We start from the raw sequence: 21,288 nt of genomic DNA on the forward strand, positions 1-21,288 counted from the left end.
ACAAATAACAAATCAAACGAGTTTTATTTTTTAATTTCAACGGCGTCTGCTGAAGCCTCAGCTCCATCTTTCATGGCAACCATCAAAGCGGTTTTGATTGGATTGTGTTTTTTATCAATGGTCATTGTACCAGTCACACCATCAAAATCTTTCAAGCTAGCAAGGTTATCAGCAATGTCAATTGATGTTTTAGCACCTTCTGCTGCTTTTGCAATCATGTAAACAGAATCATAAGAAAGCGCCGCAAACATATTTGGTTCTGAACCGTATTTAGCTTTATAAGCTTTAATAAAATCTGTCGCCTTAGCTGAAAGTGCTGTTTTGGTTGAATAACCAGATACGTAGTAGACACCGTTTGTGTTTGCTTTACCAGCCAAATCACCAAAACTATCATCATTGAAACCATCAGGTCCAAGAATTGGAACACTGATGCCCATATCACGCGCTTGTTTTGTGATAATACCAGTTTCAGTGTAATAACCAGGCATTACAATAGCATCATAATCCAAGTTTTTGATTTTTGTTAAAGCAGATTGGAAATCTTTATCTCCTGAAGCAAACGTAGCTGTTGTGACAATATCACCTTGATATTTTTTCTTAAACTCTTCTGCAATCCCTTTAGCATAATCACTTGAATTGTCATAATAAAGGACAACTTTTTTAGCATTCAAATTACTATAAGCATACTGAGCTAAAACCTGACCTTGGAAACTATCTTGGAAAGTTGTACGGAAAACATATTTTTTAACACCATCAACCGTATCAAGCGTTAGGTCATCTTGAGTTCCACTTGGTGTCAACAAAGGAACTCCTGTTTTTTGGGCATTCAAACTTGCTGCAGCAACCGCACCTGAAGTCGCTGGGCCAATCATGGCATTTACTTGACTCTGGATAGCTAAGTTAGTTGCAGCTGTTGAAGCTTCTGCATTTTCTGACTTGTTGTCTTTTGTCACAAGTTCAATTTTTTTCCCATCAACTCCGCCAGCTTTATTAATCTCTTGAACAGCAAGTTTAACCCCGTTGTTTTCTGCATTACCATAAGCAGCAACTGTACCAGTCAATTCAAGATTAACACCGACTTTAATCGTATCACCAATTGTTGTACCAGTAGCATTTGCAGTCACATCTGGAGACTTACTGCAAGCCGCTAAAGCGATTGAGGCTAAAAAAGTTAGCGCTGTTAGCGCAATCTTTTTATGCATAAGACGTTATCTCCTTATTTTATAATAAAAAGTTTATTCAAAGAATACTGATTTTTCTGAAAATTTAAACTATTCTTTGACCACTTCTAAGTTATTCAAGATAGTATTATATCAGAAATGAGCCAAGTTGCCCACAAAATCTTGATCAATATTATCAATTTCTGATAAAGAAACGGCTTTCACAAATTTTAAGGCTGAAATTTCTTCAACAATATCCGCTGCTTCTTCTTTGTTAACATATAAAACTTGATAATGTAATTTTCGTGAATGGTAAAGAACATCGCCGTATTTGTTTAATTTTCTAGCATCACGGTTATAGTACAAATAAACGATAATTCCCTGACGTTCCTGCTTTTCAAACATCTCTCTTTCCTCCCTTACTACAATTCTGATGGTGTGATTTATGTGGTGCCAAAGGCAAGCCAGTATCGACAAAAATCGTTGGTGAAATCACTGATGAAATTTCTTGAGTCAACTCTGCTAGAATCGTTTGAACAGCAACTTCATTTTGTCTTAATAAGCTAACCGTACGATTCAGATCAAGTTCTCTTTTTTTCTGCAATAGCTGACGACGTATCTCTTTTACTTCTGGACGAAAGGCTGCGTAATCTTTCACTTCCTCATAAGACTGCTTTAAGTCCTGAAATTCCGAAATACTTTCTTGTAAAGCCGTATTAGCTAAAAAAATCTTTTTAATCTCTAGATATGCCTGAACAGCGTCTAAAGCTAAAAAAGCTTTCGCAACCTCATCGATTGCCTCATCAATTTCAAATAAGTGTTCATCAATTGCCAACATAAATCGATTATACCACAATTAGCCGCAAATGTATCCCTGCTCTGCTTGCACAAAAAAAGGCCAAGATTTTTTATCTCAGCCTATACTTTGTCTATAAACAAATTAGTTCAATTCGTTGTTAACCATGATTTCATCGATGAAGCCATATTCAAGAGTTTCTTGAGCGCTCATCCAGTTATCACGTTCAGCATCAGCGTGAACTTTTTCCAAACTTTGACCTGAATTGTCAGCCAAAATTTGTTCCAAGTTTTGACGTGTTTTCAAAAGGTGTTCAGCAGCAATAGCCATATCGCTTTGTTGAGTACCGCCACCAGTACCACCCATTGGTTGGTGAATCATATATTCAGCGTTTGGTAACATGAATCGTTTACCTTTTGTACCTGATGAAGCAATGATTGTTCCCATTGATGCTGCCATACCCATAACGATAGTTTGAACATCTGATTTAATGAAGTTCATTGTATCTACAATAGCAAGACCAGCTGAAACTGATCCACCAGGTGTATTAACATAAAGGTAAATATCTTTTGTATTATCTTGTGCATCAAGGAATAGAAGTTGAGCAATGATAGAGTTTGCCATATTGTCCTCAACTGGTCCAGTCAACATGATGATACGATCTTTCAAAAGACGTGAGTAAATATCATATGAGCGTTCACCGCGGCTTGTTTGTTCAATAACTACAGGAATCATATCGTTTCTCCTTTACTAGGCTAGAAAACATAGACATAACATCTCGGTGCTACTTTTTCTTGCCCTTGTTTTAAATATTAACCTGAGACTATTATAGTCAAATGGTCAAAAAAGGTCAAATGAAAAATTTTAATATTCGACTTTTTCCTGAAGTAAAACAATAGAACGGCTTTTTTTCGGTTGATAAATGGTCAAAAGGACACCGACAAAAATCAAAATCGTTCCCAAAAAAGCTAAACCACTCAGCCATTCTCCAAAGAAAATAAAAGCAAAAATAGCTGTGAAAATAGGTTCCAGTGTAAACATGATACTAGTAAACTCAGCGCTGACATACGATTGAACGATTGTCTGCATCACCCAACCATATGCTGAACAAATAAGAGCCAAGCCTATTACTGAAAACCAAACAATATTTGAATGTGGCAAAACAGGTGCCTCAAAAGCAAATGTTCCTATTAAAGCATACAAACTAGAAAAACCTAATTGCCAAATTCCTAGGCTCATCGGATCTACCTTCTCGACAAAGTGTTTAGAAAGAATAATGTAAACAGCATATAAAGTCGCAGATACCAAGCACATCACAGCACCAAGATTGAATTGTGACAAGTCAGCACCTGTTAAAAGATAAAGCCCTGATAAAACAATCAAAATCGCTATTATCGTTTTTGCATCAGGCATTTTTCGTGTCACAATAGCTCGTAAAGTAGGGACAATGACTACTGTTGTCGAAGCTAAAAATCCAGCAGTTGATGCTGAGGTAGCAACAACTCCAATAATCAAAAAATAAAAAACAGCAAATAATAATATTCCTGCAAAAGCACTATAAGCCATCAATTTCCAAGAAAATGTTTCTTTCAAATGGCGATAAAAAATTAATACTAAAGCCAAAAAAGCTAACCCACAACGCAGAGCTACTAATTCAATGGCTGGAATTTCAGAAGCCCCAAGCGCCATAAATAGATAAGACATCCCCCACGCAAGAGGAACGGTCACTGAAAAAAGTTTAGCATGTTTTTGAACCATGAATTTCACCTCTCACTTCCTAATATCTTGTTTTATTATAAGGTGATATTGGATATAAGTAAAATTAAAGTATATAATAGAAACATAAGTTTTACTTATCGAAAGGCATTAATATGATTTCAAAATACGCTATTTTCTGCTCAGTTATTGAATTAGGGTCATTTACCAAAACCGCAGAGCAACTAAACTACTCACAAAGTGCTGTCAGCCAGACCATCAAAAATCTTGAAAAAGAAATTGGGACTTGCTTATTAACACGTGGTCATGAGGGGGTCAAATTAACCAAAGACGGCCAAGCTCTCTATCCCTACTTCCAGCAAATTGTTCAGGGGGAAAAGCAACTAACCAAAAAAATCGAGGAATTACAAGGGCTCAATAAAGCTGAAATCCGTATTGGCATCTTCACCTCTGCTAGTCGAAATTTTATTTTACCCTTTATCAAAGACTTCAAAGCCAAACACCCTGCAGTCAATTTCGTTCTTAAGCAAGGGGATTATACCAGTATTCACCAGTGGCTAGATACTGGACAAGTTGATTTAGGATTCACGCATATTGACTATGTTGGACAACTTCAGTCGCATATCCTTTACCAGGATTGCCTTTACGCCGTTTTACCTAGTAAGCACCCATTGGCAAAACAAAATGAAGTTTCTCTTGCTGACTTAGCTAAAACTGAACTAATTCTTCTTGATGAAGGGGAAAACAGTTTGACACGTGCGGCCTTTGAAAAAGCCAAAATAACCCCAACATTCGCTTACGAAATTTATGACGACTACACTATTTTGGAGATGATTCGACAAGATTTAGGAGTTAGTCTTCTTTATGAAAATTTCCTTGACGGTTTAACACTTCAAGATTTAACCATTCGTCATATTACCGAAAAACCATTTAGAACTATCGTACTAGCATGGAAGAACCGACAAACTCTTCCTTTGGCAGCTCAGGAATTCGCTAAAACCATTTCAAGTAAAATGAACGATTAACTTATTAAAAAAGAAAAGGCTTGTGTTCCTTAAATAGAACGCAAACCTTTTTTATTAAGCCTTCAACTTATTATTTTGTACCAAACAAACGGTCACCAGCGTCACCAAGACCTGGTACGATGTAACCATTTTCGTTAAGTTTTTCATCAAGAGCAGCTGTGTAGATATCGATATCTGGGTGAGCTTCTTGAAGAGCTTTAACACCTTCTGGAGCAGCTACTAAACAGATAAATTTGATGTTAGCTGCACCGCGTTTTTTAAGAGAGTCAACTGCCAAGATTGCAGAACCACCAGTTGCAAGCATTGGGTCTACAACAAAGATTTGACGTTGATCGATATCTTCTGGTAATTTCACAAGATACTCAACTGGTTGCAAAGTTTCTTCGTCACGGTACATACCAATGTGACCAACTTTAGCCGCTGGAATAAGGCTCAAGAAACCATCAACCATACCGATACCAGCACGTAGGATAGGAACAATCGCTAATTTTTTACCAGTCAATTGTTTTTGAGTTGTTTTTGTGATAGGTGTTTCAATTTCAACATCTTCCAAAGGAAGGTCGCGAGAAACTTCATAACCCATAAGCATTGCGATTTCGTTAACCAATTCGCGGAAATCTTTAGTTGAAGTTGTTGTACGACGTAAAATTGACAATTTGTGTTGGATTAGCGGATGTGAGATAACTTGGAATTTTCCCATGATTGTACTCCTTTATACTGAATTTAGTTTAACCTTACCAATTATAGCAGAAAATAAGGAAATTTGCTAAAATTTTATGACGAATGTCACATTTTTTAGCAAAAATTGCCAAAAGCATCACAAAAAAGCAGGCGTCAGCCCGCTTTTTCTTATTTTCCAAAAGCCTTAGCAATGCGCTCGCTAGCTTCCTTAATGGTTTCAAAAGGCGTTGCTACATTTAAGCGTGCAAAAGTCTTGCCTTCTTTACCAAAATGCGCCCCATCATTTAAGACCACTTTGGCTTCTTTTTGCAATTTTTCCCCAAGTTCAGGTTGCTCGATATCATAAGCGGAGAAATCTAACCAGACCAGATAGGTCCCTTCTGGCTTCATAACCTTGATTTTAGTGTGTTCTTCTAGGTAATCTGTTAAATAGTCCACATTTTTTTCAATCACTTTTTTCAGTTCTTCTAACCAAGGTTTGCCATAGCTAAAAGCAGTTTCTGTGGTAATCATACCAATGGTTGGAACTTCATGTTGGTTATTAGCCAACTGCACACGTTGAAATTTTCGACGAAGGTCTGGATTTTGGATAATGGCAAAGCTGTTTTTGGTACCAGCAATATTAAAAGTTTTTGTAGCTGAGGCCAAAATAATCGCAAAATCTTTAAAGACGTCATCAACAGTATTGAAGGAATGATGCTTGTGACCAAACAGTGTCAAATCTTGATGAATCTCATCCGAAATTAAAATCACACCGTGTTTGCGACAGAGGTCTCCAAGTTTTTGCAACTCATCACTTGACCAAACGCGTCCGCCAGGATTATGTGGACTACAAAAAACATAAAGTTTAACTTGATTGTCCACGATATCTTTTTCCAATTGGTCAAAATCAATCTCAAAATGCCCATTTTTAATCTGCAAAGAATTTTCAACTAATTTACGATCGTTAAGACGGATAGTTCTAGCAAAAGGATAATAGACAGGTGAGTTAATCAACACTGCATCACTTTTTTCAGTAAATGCCTGAATGGCTACCGAAATGGCAGGTACTACACCATCAATAAAAGAAATCTCTTCCTTTTTAATCCCATAGCCGTGCTCTTCTTTTTCCCAATCAATGACAGCTTGGTAAAGAGAATCTTTAAAATAATTATAGCCAAAAATGTGTTCTTGACCGTAATCGATAATAGCTTGTTTGATTTCTGGAACTGGCAAGAAATCCATATCTGCTACCCATAACTGAAGCAAATCAGGATTGTTTTCTGAGCTCTGCCATTTGTAAGTAAATTGTTTCAAACGATTTGGTCTAGTTGTAAAATCATATTTTTCCATACTATCCCTCCAAGGCATTTTTTAAGTCGTCAATCAAATCCTCAACATCTTCGATACCGATTGACAAGCGCAGCAAATCATTCGTCAAGCCATAAGATAAGCGAACATCTTCTGGAATATCAGCATGGGTTTGTGTTCTTGGGTAGGTAATCAAACTTTCCACACCACCAAGACTTTCTGCAAAAGTGATGATTTGAAGGCTATTAATGATATAAGGAATTTTTTCTTCATCAACTACTTTAAAAGAAATCATACCACCTTTTCCAGTATAAAGCACCTCTTTAACAGCTGGTGAGTTTTTCAAATACTTCACAATAGCATGAGCATTCTCAGTAGCTTTTTCCATGCGAAGTTTGAGCGTCTTAAGTCCTCGCATCAGCATGTAAGAGTCAAAAGGAGATAGGGTTGGGCCTGTCGTATTAAGGTTATAAAAGAGCTTATCATAAATGACTTGGTCGCTGGTAATCACCACACCAGCCAATACGTCGTTATGCCCTGCTAAATATTTTGTCGCAGAATGCACCACAATATCCGCACCAAGCTCAATCGGATTTTGATAAATCGGACTATAAAAGGTGTTATCAACCACTAACTTAGCCCCATTTTTATGTGCAACTTCTGCTACTTTTGCAATGTCAAATTCAATCATCAAGGGATTAGTTGGTGTTTCAAGGTAGACAATGTCAGTCTCTTCAGTAATTGCAGCTAGAAGCTTCTCTTGTGTGTTGGCATATGTAAAAACAAAGCGTCCTTCTTTTTCTTTGTCATTAAACCAACGGAAGGAACCGCCATACAAATCACGCGCAGCAACCACCTTTGCTCCAACAGGAAAAATTTCAAGCGCTAAAACAATAGCACTCATGCCTGATGAAGTTGCTAAGGCATAATCAGCTTTTTCAATTGCTGCAAGAGTCTTTTCAAGGGTTGCGCGTGTCGGATTTTTAGTTCTCGTGTAATCAAAGCCCGTTGATTTTCCAAACTCTGGATGCTGATAGGTTGTTGAAAAATGAATCGGTGCTGCAAGAGCTCCCGTTGCTTCATCCGACTTAATACCAGCATGGGCTAAAATCGTAGCCAATCGACAGTCACTTGTCATAATAATCCCCCTTCTCATCTCAAAACATAGTTTTCTTTCAAAAATTTATAGACCTTATTCTAACATTTATTCACAAAAATGCATGCCTTTTTGCTATTCTAATTCCTAATAGTTAGCTATAAGAAAAAACTATATCTTATTAAATTAAAAACAGCCCAATGGGCTTGATTCGCTTTTCTATTTTCAAGCTCATGAAAAAACAGCCCAATGGGCTTGATTCACTTTTCTATTTTCAGGCTCATGAAAAAACAGCCCACTGGGCTGTTTTTTTATTCTAAATGGAATTTTTTACGTAGTGTTTTTGCTTTACTGCCAATTAATTTATCAAGAAGGTGTGTTGCTAAGGCTAGAAATCCATAGACAGCAACCCCAAGTGCTCCCATAAGAACAAGGTAAATCACACTACCAAGACGAGTAGTTGGACTGATGATAAAGTGAAGTCCAAATGTTCCTAGTGCAACAACAATTCCCATGATAGCCGTCAAAATGCAAACTAATAGAATGCCACGCCACAAGGCTTTACGATTAAACTGTGTTACGGCATGAATTTGATTGAACATCAAAATAATTGGAATCATCAATCCAATTGCTGTTGATAAAAGTGGTCCATATGCTTTGAATAAAAAGATAAATGGCACTTGTAAAACAATCTTAACTACCAAACCATAAGCAAAATAATTGATGGCTTTGCGATTTTCAAAAAGAGCTTGTAACATTGGTGCTAACAAACTATAAAGAGCTAAGAAAATAACTTGAATCAAAGCTACAACAAATAGCCATAGGGCATCATTATTTGGTGCACCATAGAAAAGAGTGTAAAGTGGCTGTGCCAAAATAATAGCTCCCATCATTGCCGGCAAAAGCACCATGCACAACATCTGCAAACTATTAATCACCAAATGAGCAGCAGCTTTTTTATCTTTATTAACAAAATTCTCTGTCAAAAGCGGAATCCCTGCACCACCAATCGCAGTCGCAAGCGAGATTAAAATCATTGTTACCTTGTTTGGGTTACTTGATAAGTAAGCATACAAGATTTGCAATTCTTTCAAACTATGTGAAGTGAAAAGTTTCATTGAGTTAATGAAAGACCATTGGTCAACCAATTGGAATAATTGGATGGCTGCACCCGTAATGATAAATGGGATAGCTTCTTTTACGGTTTCAATGATAATGGCATTAGCATCAATGTCAATTTCCTCAGTTTCCTTCGCTAAAATAGCTTGAAGTTTTCCTTCCTTCCAAAGGAAGAAAATCAAAACCATGACGCTGGCAATCATTCCAATGAAAGCTGCAAATGTTGATTGAACAACCGCTGAAACGTAATCTCCAGAACCAATTTTCATAATCATGAAGGCTGTCAATAACATCCAAATCACTCGGATGACTTGTTCAGCGATTTGGCTCATGGCATACGGTTTTAAATTATTAAACCCTTGGAAGAAACCACGAAGCACACTCATTGATGGAAAAAGTAAAACTGCCCAAGACAGACTCTTCATGACGCGAATCAAATCGTCGCCACCACCACTCCAAGCTGCTTGAATTGGTGCTCCAAGATACATAATAGCCGCAAAAATAAAGCCGAGTACCAAGGTTAATTTTAAAATTTTACGTAAGAGATAATAGCTTGTCTCTTCCTGACCAAGCGTATTATACTTAGACACTTGCTTAGCTATTGCCACGGGAATCCCTGCTGTTGAAATAAGTAGGAATACCGCATAAATATTGTAGCCCATTCCAAAAAGCGCATTGGCTTGTTCAGCATGAGTCCCCATCCAAGCATACCAAGGAATAATGTAGAAGGCACCCAAAAGACGGCTGATGAAGTTTGAAGCTGTTAACCAAGCAGCTCCACGCACCATCTGCTGTTGCTGTGTCACGTTTGTTTTGTTTTCAGACATAGTATTCTTCCTAATTTTAAAAATAAGCGTTACATTTTATTATAAACTTTTGCTTGTGACTTGTAAAACATAGACATTAAGTCTAAAATAGAGTGTATGATTACACTTGAAAAAACCTTCGAAATTCTGAAAAAAGACCATAATTTCCGCGAAATCATCTTCCACAATCAATACAGCCTGACTTGGAAAGAAAATCCTAGTTTTTCAAAAATCAGTTTTGACAGTCGTGATGTCGACAGTTCAACCCTTTTCTTTGCTAAAGGGGCAACTTTTAAAAAAGAATACCTTGAACAAGCTATCCAAAAAGGCTTACCTTTTTATGTCAGCCAAGTTGATTACGAACTTGATATTCCTGCGATTATCGTAACAGATATCAAAAAAGCCATGAGCTTGATTGCTATGGAATTCTACGGTCACCCTGAAGAAAAACTAAAAATCATTGCCTTTACTGGAACTAAAGGGAAAACAACTGCGGCTTACTTTACTTACAACATTTTGAAACAAAGCCACAAACCAGCCATGTTTTCAACAATGAACACAACACTTGATGGTAAGACATTCTTCAAATCAAAATTAACCACACCTGAAAGTCTTGACCTCTTCAAGATGATGGCAACTGCTGTTGATAATGGCATGACTCACCTCATCATGGAAGTATCTAGCCAAGCTTATCTTGTTGATCGTGTTTACGGCTTAACTTTTGATGTAGGAGCATTTCTCAATATCAGCCCAGACCACATTGGACCGATTGAACACCCAACATTTGAAGATTACTTCTATCACAAACGTCTATTGATGGCAAATAGCAAAGCTGTTGTTGTCAATGCTGGTATGGATCATTTTAAAGTCGTTGCTGAGCAAGTGGCTGACCTTCCACATGATTTTTACGGTAAGGATTCTGATAATACTATCGAAAATGGCAGAGCTTTTGACTTTGACGTGACAGGAAAACTGGCTGGACACTATGACATCCAACTCATTGGTTCCTTTAACCAAGAAAATGCACTAGCTGCAGGTCTTGCTTGTCTTCGTTTAGGAACAAGCCCTGAAGACATCAAAAAAGGAATCGCTGAGACAAGCGTACCAGGTCGTATGGAAGTCATTACTCAGGCAAATGGCGCTAAAGTTTTCGTTGACTATGCTCACAACGGTGATAGCCTTGAAAAATTATTATCTGTTGTTGAAGAACATCAAACTGGAAACCTTCACCTCATTCTTGGTGCTACTGGTAATAAAGGTGAAAGTCGCCGCGCTGACTTTGCTCGTGTGATTAACGCTCATCCAAATCTTCAAGTCATCCTAACTGCTGACGACCCTAACTACGAAGACCCTAAAGCTATTGCAGAGGAAATTGCCAGCCAAGTCAATCGACCACTTGAAATCGAAGTCGACCGTGAAAAAGCTATCGTAAAAGCTATGTCACTCACTCAAACCGCTGATGATGCCGTTATCATTGCTGGTAAAGGAGCTGACGCTTACCAAATCGTTAACGGTGAACGCACAGCTTATGCTGGTGATATGAACATCGCTAAAAAATACCTTAACTAAAACGATTACAATTACTAATTAAAATAATTCTAATTAATTAAGGTTATATGTGATTTTTGTAAAAATATTTCGAAAAAGGCTTTTCAGAGGTCTTTTTTCTTGTTACAATGAAAAAACAATTCTCAATTTTTTTGAGACTTGTAACCATATTCATTTTTTACGAGAAAGGAGGCCACTATGTCAGAAATTCGTGCTAAACATATCACTATCGCTTATGATGATAAAACGGTTATTCAAAATTTATCAACCAAGATAGCTGACGGAAAAATCACCACAATCATCGGTGCTAATGGCTGTGGCAAATCCACTTTGCTAAAAGCCCTGACACGGATTCAAGCAGTTAAAGCTGGGCAAATTTTGATTGATGGTAAAGCTATTGCTGATTTACCGACCAAGGAAATTGCTAAAAAAATAGCTTTGCTCCCACAAGTACTTGAAGCTACTGAAGGCATTACCGTTTATGAGCTCGTGTCTTACGGACGTTTTCCTCATCAAAGTTATTTTGGACAACTAACCGATGACGATAAAGCTAAAATCAAGTGGGCAATGGAAATGACAAGAATCACTAGCCTTGCTAATGAAAAAGTTGATGCCTTATCCGGTGGACAACGCCAACGCGTTTGGATTGCCATGGCGCTAGCGCAAGACACCGATACGATTTTCCTTGATGAACCGACAACTTACCTAGATATGAATCATCAATTGGAAATTTTGGAATTGCTGAAAAAACTTAACCAAGAAGCCCATAAAACCATCATCATGGTTTTGCACGATTTGAATTTATCAGCGCGTTTTTCTGATAACTTAATTGCCATGAAAAACGGTGCTATTTGCTATCACGGTCAGGTTGAAGAGGTTATGACAACTGACATTTTAAGAGATATTTTTAGCATCGAGGCACAGATCGTTCAAGATCCGATTCATAACTGTCCTATTTTGCTGACTTATCAGCTCACATAAATTTCAGGAGATCTTAGACATGAAAAAGTTTTTTGTCACTTTAACAACATTTCTAGCAACGCTTATGTTGGTTGCTTGTCAAAACAACGCATCAACTTCAGATAACACTGAGCTATCAAGCATGCCTAAAATAACAGGATTTTCTTACCAAGGCGATATTCCTAAAAATCCTAAAAAAGTCGTTAACTTTGCTTACTCTTACACTGGCTACCTTCTTGAACTGGGTGTCAATGTGTCTAGTTACTCACTAGATTTAGAAAAAAATAGTCCTGCTTTTGGAAATGAATTAGCTGACGCGGTGAAATTAACCTCAGATGATACCGAAGCAATCGCTGCGCAAGAGCCAGACCTTATCATTGCTTTTTCAACTGATGAACACCTCAAAGAGTTAAAAGATATTGCTCCCGTCTTAGTTATTGAATATGGTAAGAGCGATTATCTTGAAATGATGACTAATCTTGGAAAAGTCTTTGGCAAAGAAGACAAAGCTCAGAAATGGCTTGATAGTTGGAAAACGAAAACGGCTAAAGCTAAAGAAGAGCTTTCACCATACCTTGATGCCTCAACAAGCTTCACTGTTATGGATTTTTATGACAAAGCTATCTACCTCTATGGTAATAACTGGGGGCGCGGAGGTGAATTAATTTACGATTCACTTGGCTTTTCTGCTCCAGAAACTGTTAAAAAAGATGTCTTCTCAGCTGGTTGGTTTGGCATTTCACAAGAAGTACTTGCTGATTATGTCGGCGACTACCTTGTGCTCAATGTCAGCAAAGACACCAAAGACGCTGCTGCTTCTCTAAAAGAAAGTGATGTTTGGAAAAATATTCCAGCGGTTAAAAATCAAAAAGTACTTGAAGTTGATGAAAATCTCTTCTACTTCTCTGACCCAATGTCACTTGATAAACAATTAGAAACTTTCACAGCAGCCATTAAAAAAGCCAACAGCTGATGATTATGACTCCCTTCTCTGAAAAAGGAAATCTCATGAAAGAAACTAACTTTCTTATTCAGAAAAATAAGCCAAGTCGACCTTGGCTTGTTTTTTTCAGCATTGCAATACTTTTTATTCTGGGCTGTTATTTAAGCCTGCGTTTTGGGGCGGTTGCTTACACTAATCAGCAAGTCTTTAGTGTTTTAAGAGCACCGTTAACTGATTCAAACCTACAGGACGTGATTTTTGATTTGCGGTTGCCAAGAATCCTTGCTGCTATTTTAGTTGGGGCGGCTATGGCTCAATCTGGTAGCATCATCCAAGGGGTGACAAGAAATCCCATTGCTGACCCTGGACTTCTTGGAATTAATGCAGGAGCAGGGCTAGCCTTGATTGCTGGTTATGCCATTTTTGGCAGCATGCACTACAGCATGACGCTTTTGCTTTGTCTGATTGGTGCTAGTCTTTCTGCTTGCTTGATTTTTGGGATTAGCTACCATCCTAAAAAAGGCTACCAGCAAACCCGACTCATTTTAGCGGGAGCTATGATTTCGACTCTCTTTTCATCTTTAGGTCAAGCTTTCAGCTTGTATTTTGATTTGTCAAAAGCTGTGATTGGCTGGCAAGCTGGTGGACTCGCTCAGACCAATTGGAAAATGCTTGCCATCATTGCCCCTTTTATCCTAATTGGTCTGGTCTTAGCGCAGCTAATGGCTCATCAATTGACCATTCTCTGCCTTGATGAAACCGTCGCTAAAGCTTTAGGACAAAAAACGCTAGCTACTACCATTAGTCTGCTCAGCATTGTTCTTATTCTATCAGCAGCTGCTGTTGCTTTGGTGGGAAGTCTTGCATTTCTTGGTTTGATTATTCCTCATTTTATAAAACTCTTTGTCGCTAAAGATTATCGTATTATTCTTCCACTTACGGCATTTGCTGGCGCGACTTTCATGGTTTGGGTTGATTTGCTTAGTCGAGTCATCAATCCTCCAGCCGAAACACCTCTTAGCGCCATTATCAGCATTGTTGGGCTTCCTTGCTTTCTTTGGTTGGTCAGAAAGGGGGAAAATCTATGACGTCTAAGCAAAAACGAACAAGCCAATTCCTTCTTCTTCTTCTTTGCTTGCTAATTGTTTTCCTGCTTTCTTTATCCATTGGTTACGCTAACACATCCTTTTTCAAAGTCCTTCAAGTCTTTTTGGGGCAAGCTGATACCACAATGTCTTTGATTGTTTTCAAAATCAGGCTTCCTCGTATCTTAGCTTGTATGCTTGGTGGGGCTTCTCTTGCCATGTCAGGAGTCTTGTTGCAAACCCTAACTAAAAATCCTCTAGCCGATTCTGGTATCTTGGGAATTAATGCGGGAGCTGGCTTAGTCATTGCTATGATGGTTGGCATGCTAGATATCACAAATCTTACTAACCTAACACTCATGCCTTTCTTAGCCATGCTTGGTGGTTTCTTAACAATCAGCATTGTCTACGCAGTTTCTCACCGTAAAAATCAGCCAATTCAACCAACACGCTTAATCATCTCAGGTGTAGGGATATCAAGTTTGCTTTCAGGTGTTATGGTGTCTGTCGTTGCCAATCTTGATGTCGGGAAAACCGATTATGTCGTCTCATGGTTAAGTGGCAAGGTAAGCGGCGGAAACTGGCAATTACTGGCTATCATGTCACCTCTTCTAGGGATTATTTGGGGAGTGACTTTATGGCGCAGCTACCGTCTAAACATGATGATGTTTAGCCAAGAAACGAGCATCACTCTCGGTCTTGACCTAAAAAAAGAACGACTTTGGGCTCTTACGCTCTCAACATCTTTAGCCGCATTTAGCGTTGTGCTGGTGGGGAACATTACTTTTGTCGGCTTACTTTCTGGTCACATCACGCGCCGCTTATTTGGAAATGACCACCGAATCGTCCTACCTGCTAGCATGCTGATTGGTATGATTTTAATGCTGATTGCAGATACCATCGGACGAAGCCTACTTGTCGGGACAGGTATTCCAACAGGACTGATTATTTCAGTTATCGGAGCCCCTTATTTCCTTTATCTCATGATAAAAACAGCAACATAAAAATCTGGGCACTCCCCAGATTTTTTTGCTTTATTTACTTGTAAAAATCAACGTCTCTTTATCAAATGTCATGTTCAATTGGTATTTGCCTTGGTCATTTTTGCGAATGTAATCCAATTTTTCCAAAGCTTCCACAAAAATATCTGGTCGTTTTTGAGCGACTTCGTCTTTTCTTGCAAATTTCAATAGAAAAGTTGTCATGTATTTCAAAGCGTATTGCGGATTAACATCTCCAAGCAAATCAAACAGAACTTCTTGTTCTTTAGACATTGGCAAATTCTCAGCTAGTTTGAAAAAGTAGTTAGAAAGCGTCAATTCATCTCGAGCAATGCTTGTTTTTTCAACAAGAACCAAATCATTCGTCTCATTATCTAGACGTGTTTCAAAAGAAAGTTTCATCAAGTCAGTGTAAATTTGGCTCTCATCATCCACAAAAATCTGACTGTCTAAACTGATATTTTCAAGAGAGTTAAGTAATTCAAAACCAAGCGTGTAGCGTTTGTTATCACGGATAATATAACCTGCTTGGACATATTCCTCAATCAAACGATCAATTTTTGGCACTTCTTGAAATTTAGCTTTGATTTGACGCAAGGTTACATCATCTGTCTGATACAAAAAGTTAATTAAATCCTTAAAAAAAGTTTGTCGTGTTAATTTATCTGGATTAAAAATGATAATCATGTAATTCTCCTAAATATTGTAAATCCTCTGATTGCGATAGCTGGCTGGGATTGGTTCCTGCTTGATTTAAAGGCACAGCAAGTCCCAATTTATCGTAATAGGTCTGCCAAAAGTCTAAAATCACGTGCTGATCATCGCCAAATTGCATGGGAACGGTCTTAAAAATTGGCAGAATTTCTGCAATATATTGCGAACAATAATAAGTGCCATTACCTGGATAAAAACTATCATTATAAGGTTTTCCAAGTAAGGCCTTTGCTGCCACCAGAACTTGGTCTGGATTGATTTTGGGATAGCGATAAACCGAGACAAGCTGTTCATGTGTAAGCAAAAACTCTCTAAGATTTTCTCTGACAACACCTTTATCTCTTGTCGCGTGGTAAATCATTTGATTAAAATAAATCGCAACATGGCTGTACTGTCCTGTCGCCTGCTGGATTGCCTGGGACATGGCTTGATTATCGCGCATAAAAAGCAAGTCACCAGCTTGCAAGTCTTGTAGTTTCATATGTTAATTGTAACAAAAAACAAAGTGTCCTGCTATAAGAAGATTTGCTACGACATTTATGAGGACTTATCTTTAAAGAAATTTTTAAGTCTGTGCTATAATGCCAGTATGAAATTACTTATCCCTAACGCTAAAGAATTAAATACTAATCAAGACGCTTTTGCCAACCAAGCCTTAGGAACTAAAAGCAAAGATATTCTTGAGACCATGCTAGATTACTCTGTAGAAGATTTGGCTAATTTTTACAAAATCAATCCAGTCAAGGCTGACCAGGAATGGCTGCGCTGGCAACGAATGGCTAACAAAGATGCCAGATATTACCCAGCTTGGATGCTTTACGACGGCCTCATGTACCGTTACTTAAAGCGTCAAAATGTCAGCCAGACTGAGAAAGATTATCTCGATAAGCACCTTCGCATTGCAACAGCATTTTATGGCCTTGTCAAACCAACAGACTTAATTGCCCCACATCGGCTAGATTTTCAAGGCAATCTCAAAATCAACAATACCTCATTAAAACAATTCTGGCGAGAAGATTATGACAAAGACGTTCAAGATGATGACCTTATCATCTCACTTCTATCATCAGAATTTGAGCAAGTCTTTTCACCAAATATTCGTAAACGCATGATAAAAGTCATCTTTATGGAAAATCGATCTGGCAAACTCAAAATCCACTCAACCATTTCTAAAAAAGGAAGAGGACGTTTGGTTTCACTCATGGCTGAAAAGCAAATTGAAACCATCGAAGATATCAAAAACTTAACTTTCGACGGTTTCTCATTTGCCAAAGACCATTCAGACGACAAAACACTCACCTTTATCCGAGAAGAAGAATAAAAAGCAAACAAGAGAACTTGTTTGCTTTTTGTTTTGCTATTTTCTATAATAATATGCTTCTGCAGGAAAATCGACAAATTGCTGACCTGCTACTAATCTTGGTTTAGAAATGTCTGAATAATCTCCTAATGGATTTTCTACACCAATCGGAAATAATCCAATAGCAATTCCTCCCGGTGTTCCATCTATAGAACCCGCAGCCAAAAATACTAGTCCTTGATTATTTCTTGACATTGAAAATATCTTAGCATCATCACCAAGCATACCGTCAGAACTTATATTCAAAATCTGTCCTCTACCATTAACCCATATCCCCGCAATTGATTCATAATTTCCATTGAGGATTTGTTCGATATCAATATCATCCGCAGATTGAGTTTTATTTGGTGATAGTTCCTGCCAATCCAAAATACTAAAATCAAACTCTTTTTTCCCCTTGATGTCAAAGTAATCCGACAACTCTACATCTCTCCCAATAGGTACATTAGCATTTTTTATTACATCAACACCGCTATTGTCTGCTCTCAGTTGATATTGAGTGTCTTCCATTTGAGTTCCTGTTGACATCCACTTAGCTGTAATAACCGTTCCATCTGTATAAATATTTGCAGCTTCTCTATAACCACCAGCTGACGCAACATAACTTTGTGCCAAATAATCAGCAACACCGTTATTATCATAATAAAGAGCAGCGAATTCAATTGTTCCCGTAGACTCCCAATACCGTCCAGAAAATAGTTCATCCTGTCCATTTCCATCAATATCATAATAAGCATAATGTGTTGCTGGGGTATCACTTGTATCAGTTCTAAGTTTTTCTAACACAACATCATAAATACTATTATCACTAGTTTCTTTTTTATCAGATGCCGAAGTGGATGAAGATGAGCCAGTGTACCAATTTCCTGGTACTTTCTGATTTTTATTCTTATGAGAACATGCGCTTAAAACTAGCAGAGCAAGAATAATTAATAAAATTCTCTTTTTCATTTTTATTTACTTTCTATATTATTGACGATAATAATAGTAATCATTAGATAAATGATAAACACCATTCTGTGTTGGTACAATTCGTGGTTTAGAAGTATCCGAATTATCTCCTGTTGTCTTAAAACCAACCTTAAGCAATGCTAATAAACCTCCAGTATACCCATTACTGACTCCAATATAAGGAACACCATCACTTTCGTACCTAAAAGCACCACCCAAACTTTCTTTACCTGACCTTCCATCTACTGTGCTAACGATTGAGCCATCACTTTGGATAACAAGAGTATCACCTTTTCCGTTACGCCATGTTCCGGCAAGCGATTCGTAGTTTTCATCCTTTATCTCTTCCAAATTAATATCATTGGCTGATTCTAGTTCAGCATCATAAGCTAATTGTGTTTTAAGAGCACCAGACCAAGCATAACATTTCTGGCCATCAATATTAACTTCCCACCAAGTTGAGTTATTATCAACTGATTCTCCACTAACATAATCTAATACTTGAAGAATATCACCCTTTTGTTTTTTAGTAACAACATCAGCTGATAAGCTTGGTTTTAAACGTAAGTTCAATACATCTACACTAACAACGTAGTTAGCTTTTTCAGGTTTAGCATGAAAATAAACTTGTAATGCTGATTTTACCTCTTCATCTGTTGTTAATACTTTATTACCATCATCATTAGTATAACCATAAAGCACTACCTTGGTTTCATCTTTTACAGAATTAACGTTGCCATTAACACGTTGAAGTTCTTGAACAGGAATATCTATCGTGATTTTAACACTTGGAACAAGTTCTACTCGACTAGGTTCTTCTCCATTTACAGTCATATTACCTGATGTAACATAAGTTTGTACAGTATTAGAATCCTCATAATCTTCAATTGTGTACTGTCCTTTTAAAGGATTCCCAGCATTGAATGCCATCAATTCTGCGCCAGCTCTACATAAAGTTGCAGTACCATCATTATTTAAGCTTATCCCACATGTCATCAAGGTTGAAGTATTTGATGCAACATAATAATAACGATAATTTAAAAACCAATCAGAATAATCTTTTTTCTCTTTTGTTACATTCTTAGAATCGACAACTTCTCTTGTGCCATGGCTTGTTTTTCCTTTACTATCATTTGATTGTTGATGACACCCAATTAAAATAAAGCAACAAAATAAAAAGATGACTTTTTTCATATTAATATCTTTAATTTTTTATCTCCTCAATATACAAAGCATACAAAAAGGCGACTTGCATCGCCTTTTGTGTTATCATTATCGACATTAATTAAGCGTTGAAGCTTTCTGTCAATTGTGGAACAACTTGTTTTTTACGTGAAACAGCACCAGCAAGGAATGCGTGGTTGTTTTCAAGTTTGAAGTTGAAGGCAGCTTCAACTTTATCCATGTTAGCACCAAGTGCCAAGATTTCTGAGTTTGAGTTAAGGATATCTGTAATCATAAGAACAAAGTCAGAGTATCCGTTAGCAGAGATAGCAGCAGTCATTGCAGCTTCGATTTCTGCTTGACGTTCAAGAACTTCGTTGATGTCAACTGTGTTAACTTGTGCAACACGAACTTGGTTTCCGTTAAGTTCAAATGATTTTGCATCGATATCAATCAATTCTTCAGCAGATTTTGTTGCCAAGTTTGTACCAGCTTTAAGCAATGCTAAACCATATTCTTCAAGGTTAACACCTGCGATTTCTGCCAAGTCAGCAGCAACAGCTGGGTCAGTTGCGTGAGTTGTTGGTGATTTAAGAAGAAGTGTATCTGAAATCAAACCAGACAAAAGCAAACCAGCCATTTCTTTAGGAATAGCAACACCGTTTTCTTTGTATAGACGGTAAACGATTGATGAAGCTGAACCAACTGGTTCTAAACGCATGTAAAGTGGGTTAGCAGTTTCAAAGTTAGAGACACGGTGGTGGTCAATCACTTCAACAACTTCAACGTCACGGATATCTGAGATTGATTGTTGGAATTCGTTGTGGTCTGTCAAAATAACTTGGTCAGCACCTTCAGCTTTTGCTGATTCAACAACGCGTGGTGCTTCTACACCAAAGTAGTTCAATGCAAAAGTTGTTTCTTCGTTTGGAGTTCCAAGAGCAACAGCTTCAGCATCTACACCAAGTTCACGTTTCAAGTATGCGTATGCGATTGATGAACCAAGCGCATCAGAGTCTGGATTTTGGTGACCAAAAACTAAAATTTTAGACATGTTCTTTACCTCATAATAATTATTTATTCTTATTTTAGCAAAATTTAAAGGAGATAGCAAAGCTAGCAGGCTCTTTTAAGCCATTATTCCAACAAAAAAGCACCTTTATCAACAAGCTCTAGTACTTAATGATAAAAGTGCTTTCTTTTTTAGTCTATTTCTTTCGTTTCTTTTACAGAATCTTCCTGAGTATTTTCTGAATCTGTCGTAAGAGTTTCTGATGTTTTTTCAGAAACATGGTCTTTTTTATCTAACTTTTCCTGTTCTAAAGCAAGACGTAAAAGACGTTCTTCTTCCTCACGATTTTCTTGATTGCGAATAGCTTCTTGGCGTTTGCGGTAAGCCATATATTTTCGGCTATTATCCACAATGTGCAAATTCTTAATGCCTTTAACTAGTAAGCGCCAGATAACGGAAATCAAGGATTCTAGTAAAAGTAATAATTCAATCACAACCACACCAAGCAAACTCCATGCCATAAAAAGTGTGACCAAAAGTTGTGAAAAAATCTTCTTTAGATTTCCTAAGTCGTTGTTATGAATGGATAAAGTTTCCAAGAAAAGATTAAGAATGCCTTGTAAAAGCCCAGACTTAACAGATTTATCACTGCTTATGTCCATTTCTCCTTGGCTCGGCATCACTAAGACAATATCACCATCTTGGATATAATCAACTCTATCCCCTAGTGCGATATCAAAATCAAATAAGTCACGCGCTAATTTTTTAATCTTGCCATCTTGCGTCAAATAAACGAAGTGATCGTCAAATTTTAAAACTTTGTAACTGTTCATAGTGTCCACCTTGTGATAGAGCTTATCA

General features: G+C 37.5%; 22 protein-coding genes. 7 read left to right on the forward strand and 15 right to left on the reverse strand.

Annotated features, from left to right (window positions below; genetic code table 11):
- Positions 1–23 precede the first annotated feature (23 nt).
- The 5 genes from SFC32_RS00975 to SFC32_RS00995 all read right to left on the reverse strand — a co-directional run bounded on the left by SFC32_RS00975 (position 24) and on the right by SFC32_RS00995 (position 3,714).
- Positions 24–1,202, reverse strand: a complete 1,179-nt coding sequence (locus SFC32_RS00975) for an ABC transporter substrate-binding protein (protein WP_074564249.1) — start codon at positions 1,200–1,202, stop codon at positions 24–26.
- A gap of 111 nt (positions 1,203–1,313) precedes the next feature.
- Positions 1,314–1,565 (reverse strand): YlbG family protein, encoded by a 252-nt coding sequence (locus tag SFC32_RS00980; RefSeq protein ID WP_020917301.1) that lies wholly within the window; start codon positions 1,563–1,565, stop codon positions 1,314–1,316.
- Positions 1,558–1,998: a YlbF family regulator gene (locus SFC32_RS00985; protein WP_411049627.1), complete on the reverse strand. Its 441-nt coding sequence runs from the start codon at positions 1,996–1,998 to the stop codon at positions 1,558–1,560. Before SFC32_RS00985 ends, SFC32_RS00980 begins: the two co-directional genes overlap by 8 nt.
- Before the next feature lie 102 nt (positions 1,999–2,100).
- The gene (locus tag SFC32_RS00990) at positions 2,101–2,691 is read right to left on the reverse strand and encodes an ATP-dependent Clp protease proteolytic subunit (protein WP_039696423.1); all 591 of its coding nucleotides are present in this window, start codon (positions 2,689–2,691) and stop codon (positions 2,101–2,103) included.
- 129 nt (positions 2,692–2,820) lie between these two features.
- Entirely contained in the window at positions 2,821–3,714 is an 894-nt protein-coding gene (locus SFC32_RS00995) for a DMT family transporter (protein ID WP_258250354.1), read from the reverse strand.
- 113 nt (positions 3,715–3,827) lie between these two features.
- Here SFC32_RS00995 and SFC32_RS01000 point away from each other — a divergent pair, with 113 nt between their 5' ends.
- The gene (locus SFC32_RS01000) at positions 3,828–4,697 is read left to right on the forward strand and encodes a LysR family transcriptional regulator (RefSeq protein ID WP_074626285.1); all 870 of its coding nucleotides are present in this window, start codon (positions 3,828–3,830) and stop codon (positions 4,695–4,697) included.
- A 70-nt stretch (positions 4,698–4,767) separates the two neighbouring features.
- Here SFC32_RS01000 and upp read toward each other — a convergent pair whose 3' ends face one another.
- The 4 genes from upp to SFC32_RS01020 all read right to left on the reverse strand — a co-directional run bounded on the left by upp (position 4,768) and on the right by SFC32_RS01020 (position 9,710).
- A complete protein-coding gene (gene upp, locus SFC32_RS01005; protein WP_021142946.1) occupies positions 4,768–5,397 on the reverse strand; it encodes a uracil phosphoribosyltransferase in 630 nt (209 codons plus the stop codon).
- Positions 5,398–5,546: 149 nt separating this feature from the next.
- Positions 5,547–6,710, reverse strand: coding sequence for a MalY/PatB family protein (locus tag SFC32_RS01010; RefSeq protein WP_411049628.1), 1,164 nt, complete (start codon positions 6,708–6,710; stop codon positions 5,547–5,549).
- A gap of 1 nt (position 6,711) precedes the next feature.
- Entirely contained in the window at positions 6,712–7,806 is a 1,095-nt protein-coding gene (locus SFC32_RS01015) for a cystathionine gamma-synthase (RefSeq protein ID WP_074626282.1), read from the reverse strand.
- A gap of 269 nt (positions 7,807–8,075) precedes the next feature.
- Positions 8,076–9,710, reverse strand: a complete 1,635-nt coding sequence (locus SFC32_RS01020) for a polysaccharide biosynthesis protein (RefSeq protein WP_074965079.1) — start codon at positions 9,708–9,710, stop codon at positions 8,076–8,078.
- Positions 9,711–9,806: 96 nt separating this feature from the next.
- On the opposite strand from SFC32_RS01020, the gene SFC32_RS01025 reads away from it, so the two are divergent.
- The 5 genes from SFC32_RS01025 to SFC32_RS01045 all read left to right on the forward strand — a co-directional run bounded on the left by SFC32_RS01025 (position 9,807) and on the right by SFC32_RS01045 (position 15,229).
- Positions 9,807–11,258 carry a UDP-N-acetylmuramoyl-L-alanyl-D-glutamate--L-lysine ligase gene (locus tag SFC32_RS01025; protein ID WP_411049629.1) on the forward strand — a complete coding sequence of 484 codons (1,452 nt, stop codon included), beginning with the start codon at positions 9,807–9,809 and terminating at the stop codon, positions 11,256–11,258.
- Between the two features lie 177 nt (positions 11,259–11,435).
- Entirely contained in the window at positions 11,436–12,218 is a 783-nt protein-coding gene (locus SFC32_RS01030; RefSeq protein ID WP_411049630.1) for an ABC transporter ATP-binding protein, read from the forward strand.
- A 19-nt stretch (positions 12,219–12,237) separates the two neighbouring features.
- Positions 12,238–13,170 (forward strand): ABC transporter substrate-binding protein, encoded by a 933-nt coding sequence (locus tag SFC32_RS01035; protein ID WP_411049631.1) that lies wholly within the window; start codon positions 12,238–12,240, stop codon positions 13,168–13,170.
- A 35-nt stretch (positions 13,171–13,205) separates the two neighbouring features.
- Positions 13,206–14,228: a FecCD family ABC transporter permease gene (locus SFC32_RS01040; protein WP_411049632.1), complete on the forward strand. Its 1,023-nt coding sequence runs from the start codon at positions 13,206–13,208 to the stop codon at positions 14,226–14,228.
- Positions 14,225–15,229, forward strand: a complete 1,005-nt coding sequence (locus tag SFC32_RS01045) for a FecCD family ABC transporter permease (protein ID WP_411049633.1) — start codon at positions 14,225–14,227, stop codon at positions 15,227–15,229. The genes SFC32_RS01040 and SFC32_RS01045 overlap by 4 nt, the downstream gene beginning before the upstream one ends.
- Before the next feature lie 30 nt (positions 15,230–15,259).
- Here SFC32_RS01045 and SFC32_RS01050 read toward each other — a convergent pair whose 3' ends face one another.
- Both SFC32_RS01050 and SFC32_RS01055 read right to left on the reverse strand, forming a co-directional pair.
- Entirely contained in the window at positions 15,260–15,913 is a 654-nt protein-coding gene (locus SFC32_RS01050; RefSeq protein WP_411049634.1) for a DUF1803 domain-containing protein, read from the reverse strand.
- On the reverse strand, positions 15,897–16,421 hold the full coding sequence (locus tag SFC32_RS01055; protein WP_411049635.1) for a YiiX/YebB-like N1pC/P60 family cysteine hydrolase: 525 nt from the start codon (positions 16,419–16,421) through the stop codon (positions 15,897–15,899). Before SFC32_RS01055 ends, SFC32_RS01050 begins: the two co-directional genes overlap by 17 nt.
- Positions 16,422–16,529: 108 nt before the next feature.
- Between SFC32_RS01055 and yaaA the strand changes: the two genes are divergently transcribed.
- Positions 16,530–17,261: a peroxide stress protein YaaA gene (yaaA, locus tag SFC32_RS01060; RefSeq protein ID WP_411049636.1), complete on the forward strand. Its 732-nt coding sequence runs from the start codon at positions 16,530–16,532 to the stop codon at positions 17,259–17,261.
- Between the two features lie 36 nt (positions 17,262–17,297).
- Here the strand turns inward: yaaA and SFC32_RS01065 are convergent, their stop codons facing one another.
- The 4 genes from SFC32_RS01065 to SFC32_RS01080 all read right to left on the reverse strand — a co-directional run bounded on the left by SFC32_RS01065 (position 17,298) and on the right by SFC32_RS01080 (position 21,260).
- Positions 17,298–18,251, reverse strand: coding sequence for a DUF6287 domain-containing protein (locus SFC32_RS01065; RefSeq protein WP_411049637.1), 954 nt, complete (start codon positions 18,249–18,251; stop codon positions 17,298–17,300).
- A gap of 18 nt (positions 18,252–18,269) precedes the next feature.
- Positions 18,270–19,247 (reverse strand): DUF6287 domain-containing protein, encoded by a 978-nt coding sequence (locus tag SFC32_RS01070; protein ID WP_411049638.1) that lies wholly within the window; start codon positions 19,245–19,247, stop codon positions 18,270–18,272.
- Between the two features lie 289 nt (positions 19,248–19,536).
- Positions 19,537–20,469 carry a manganese-dependent inorganic pyrophosphatase gene (locus SFC32_RS01075; RefSeq protein WP_074564277.1) on the reverse strand — a complete coding sequence of 311 codons (933 nt, stop codon included), beginning with the start codon at positions 20,467–20,469 and terminating at the stop codon, positions 19,537–19,539.
- Positions 20,470–20,618: 149 nt separating this feature from the next.
- On the reverse strand, positions 20,619–21,260 hold the full coding sequence (locus tag SFC32_RS01080) for a hypothetical protein (protein ID WP_133017563.1): 642 nt from the start codon (positions 21,258–21,260) through the stop codon (positions 20,619–20,621).
- Between the last annotated feature and the right edge of the window lie 28 nt (positions 21,261–21,288).

Origin of the sequence: Streptococcus sp. TATVAM-FAB8 (assembly GCF_046592795.1) — a bacterium.
In the GTDB taxonomy this organism is placed as follows: domain Bacteria; phylum Bacillota; class Bacilli; order Lactobacillales; family Streptococcaceae; genus Streptococcus; species Streptococcus ruminicola.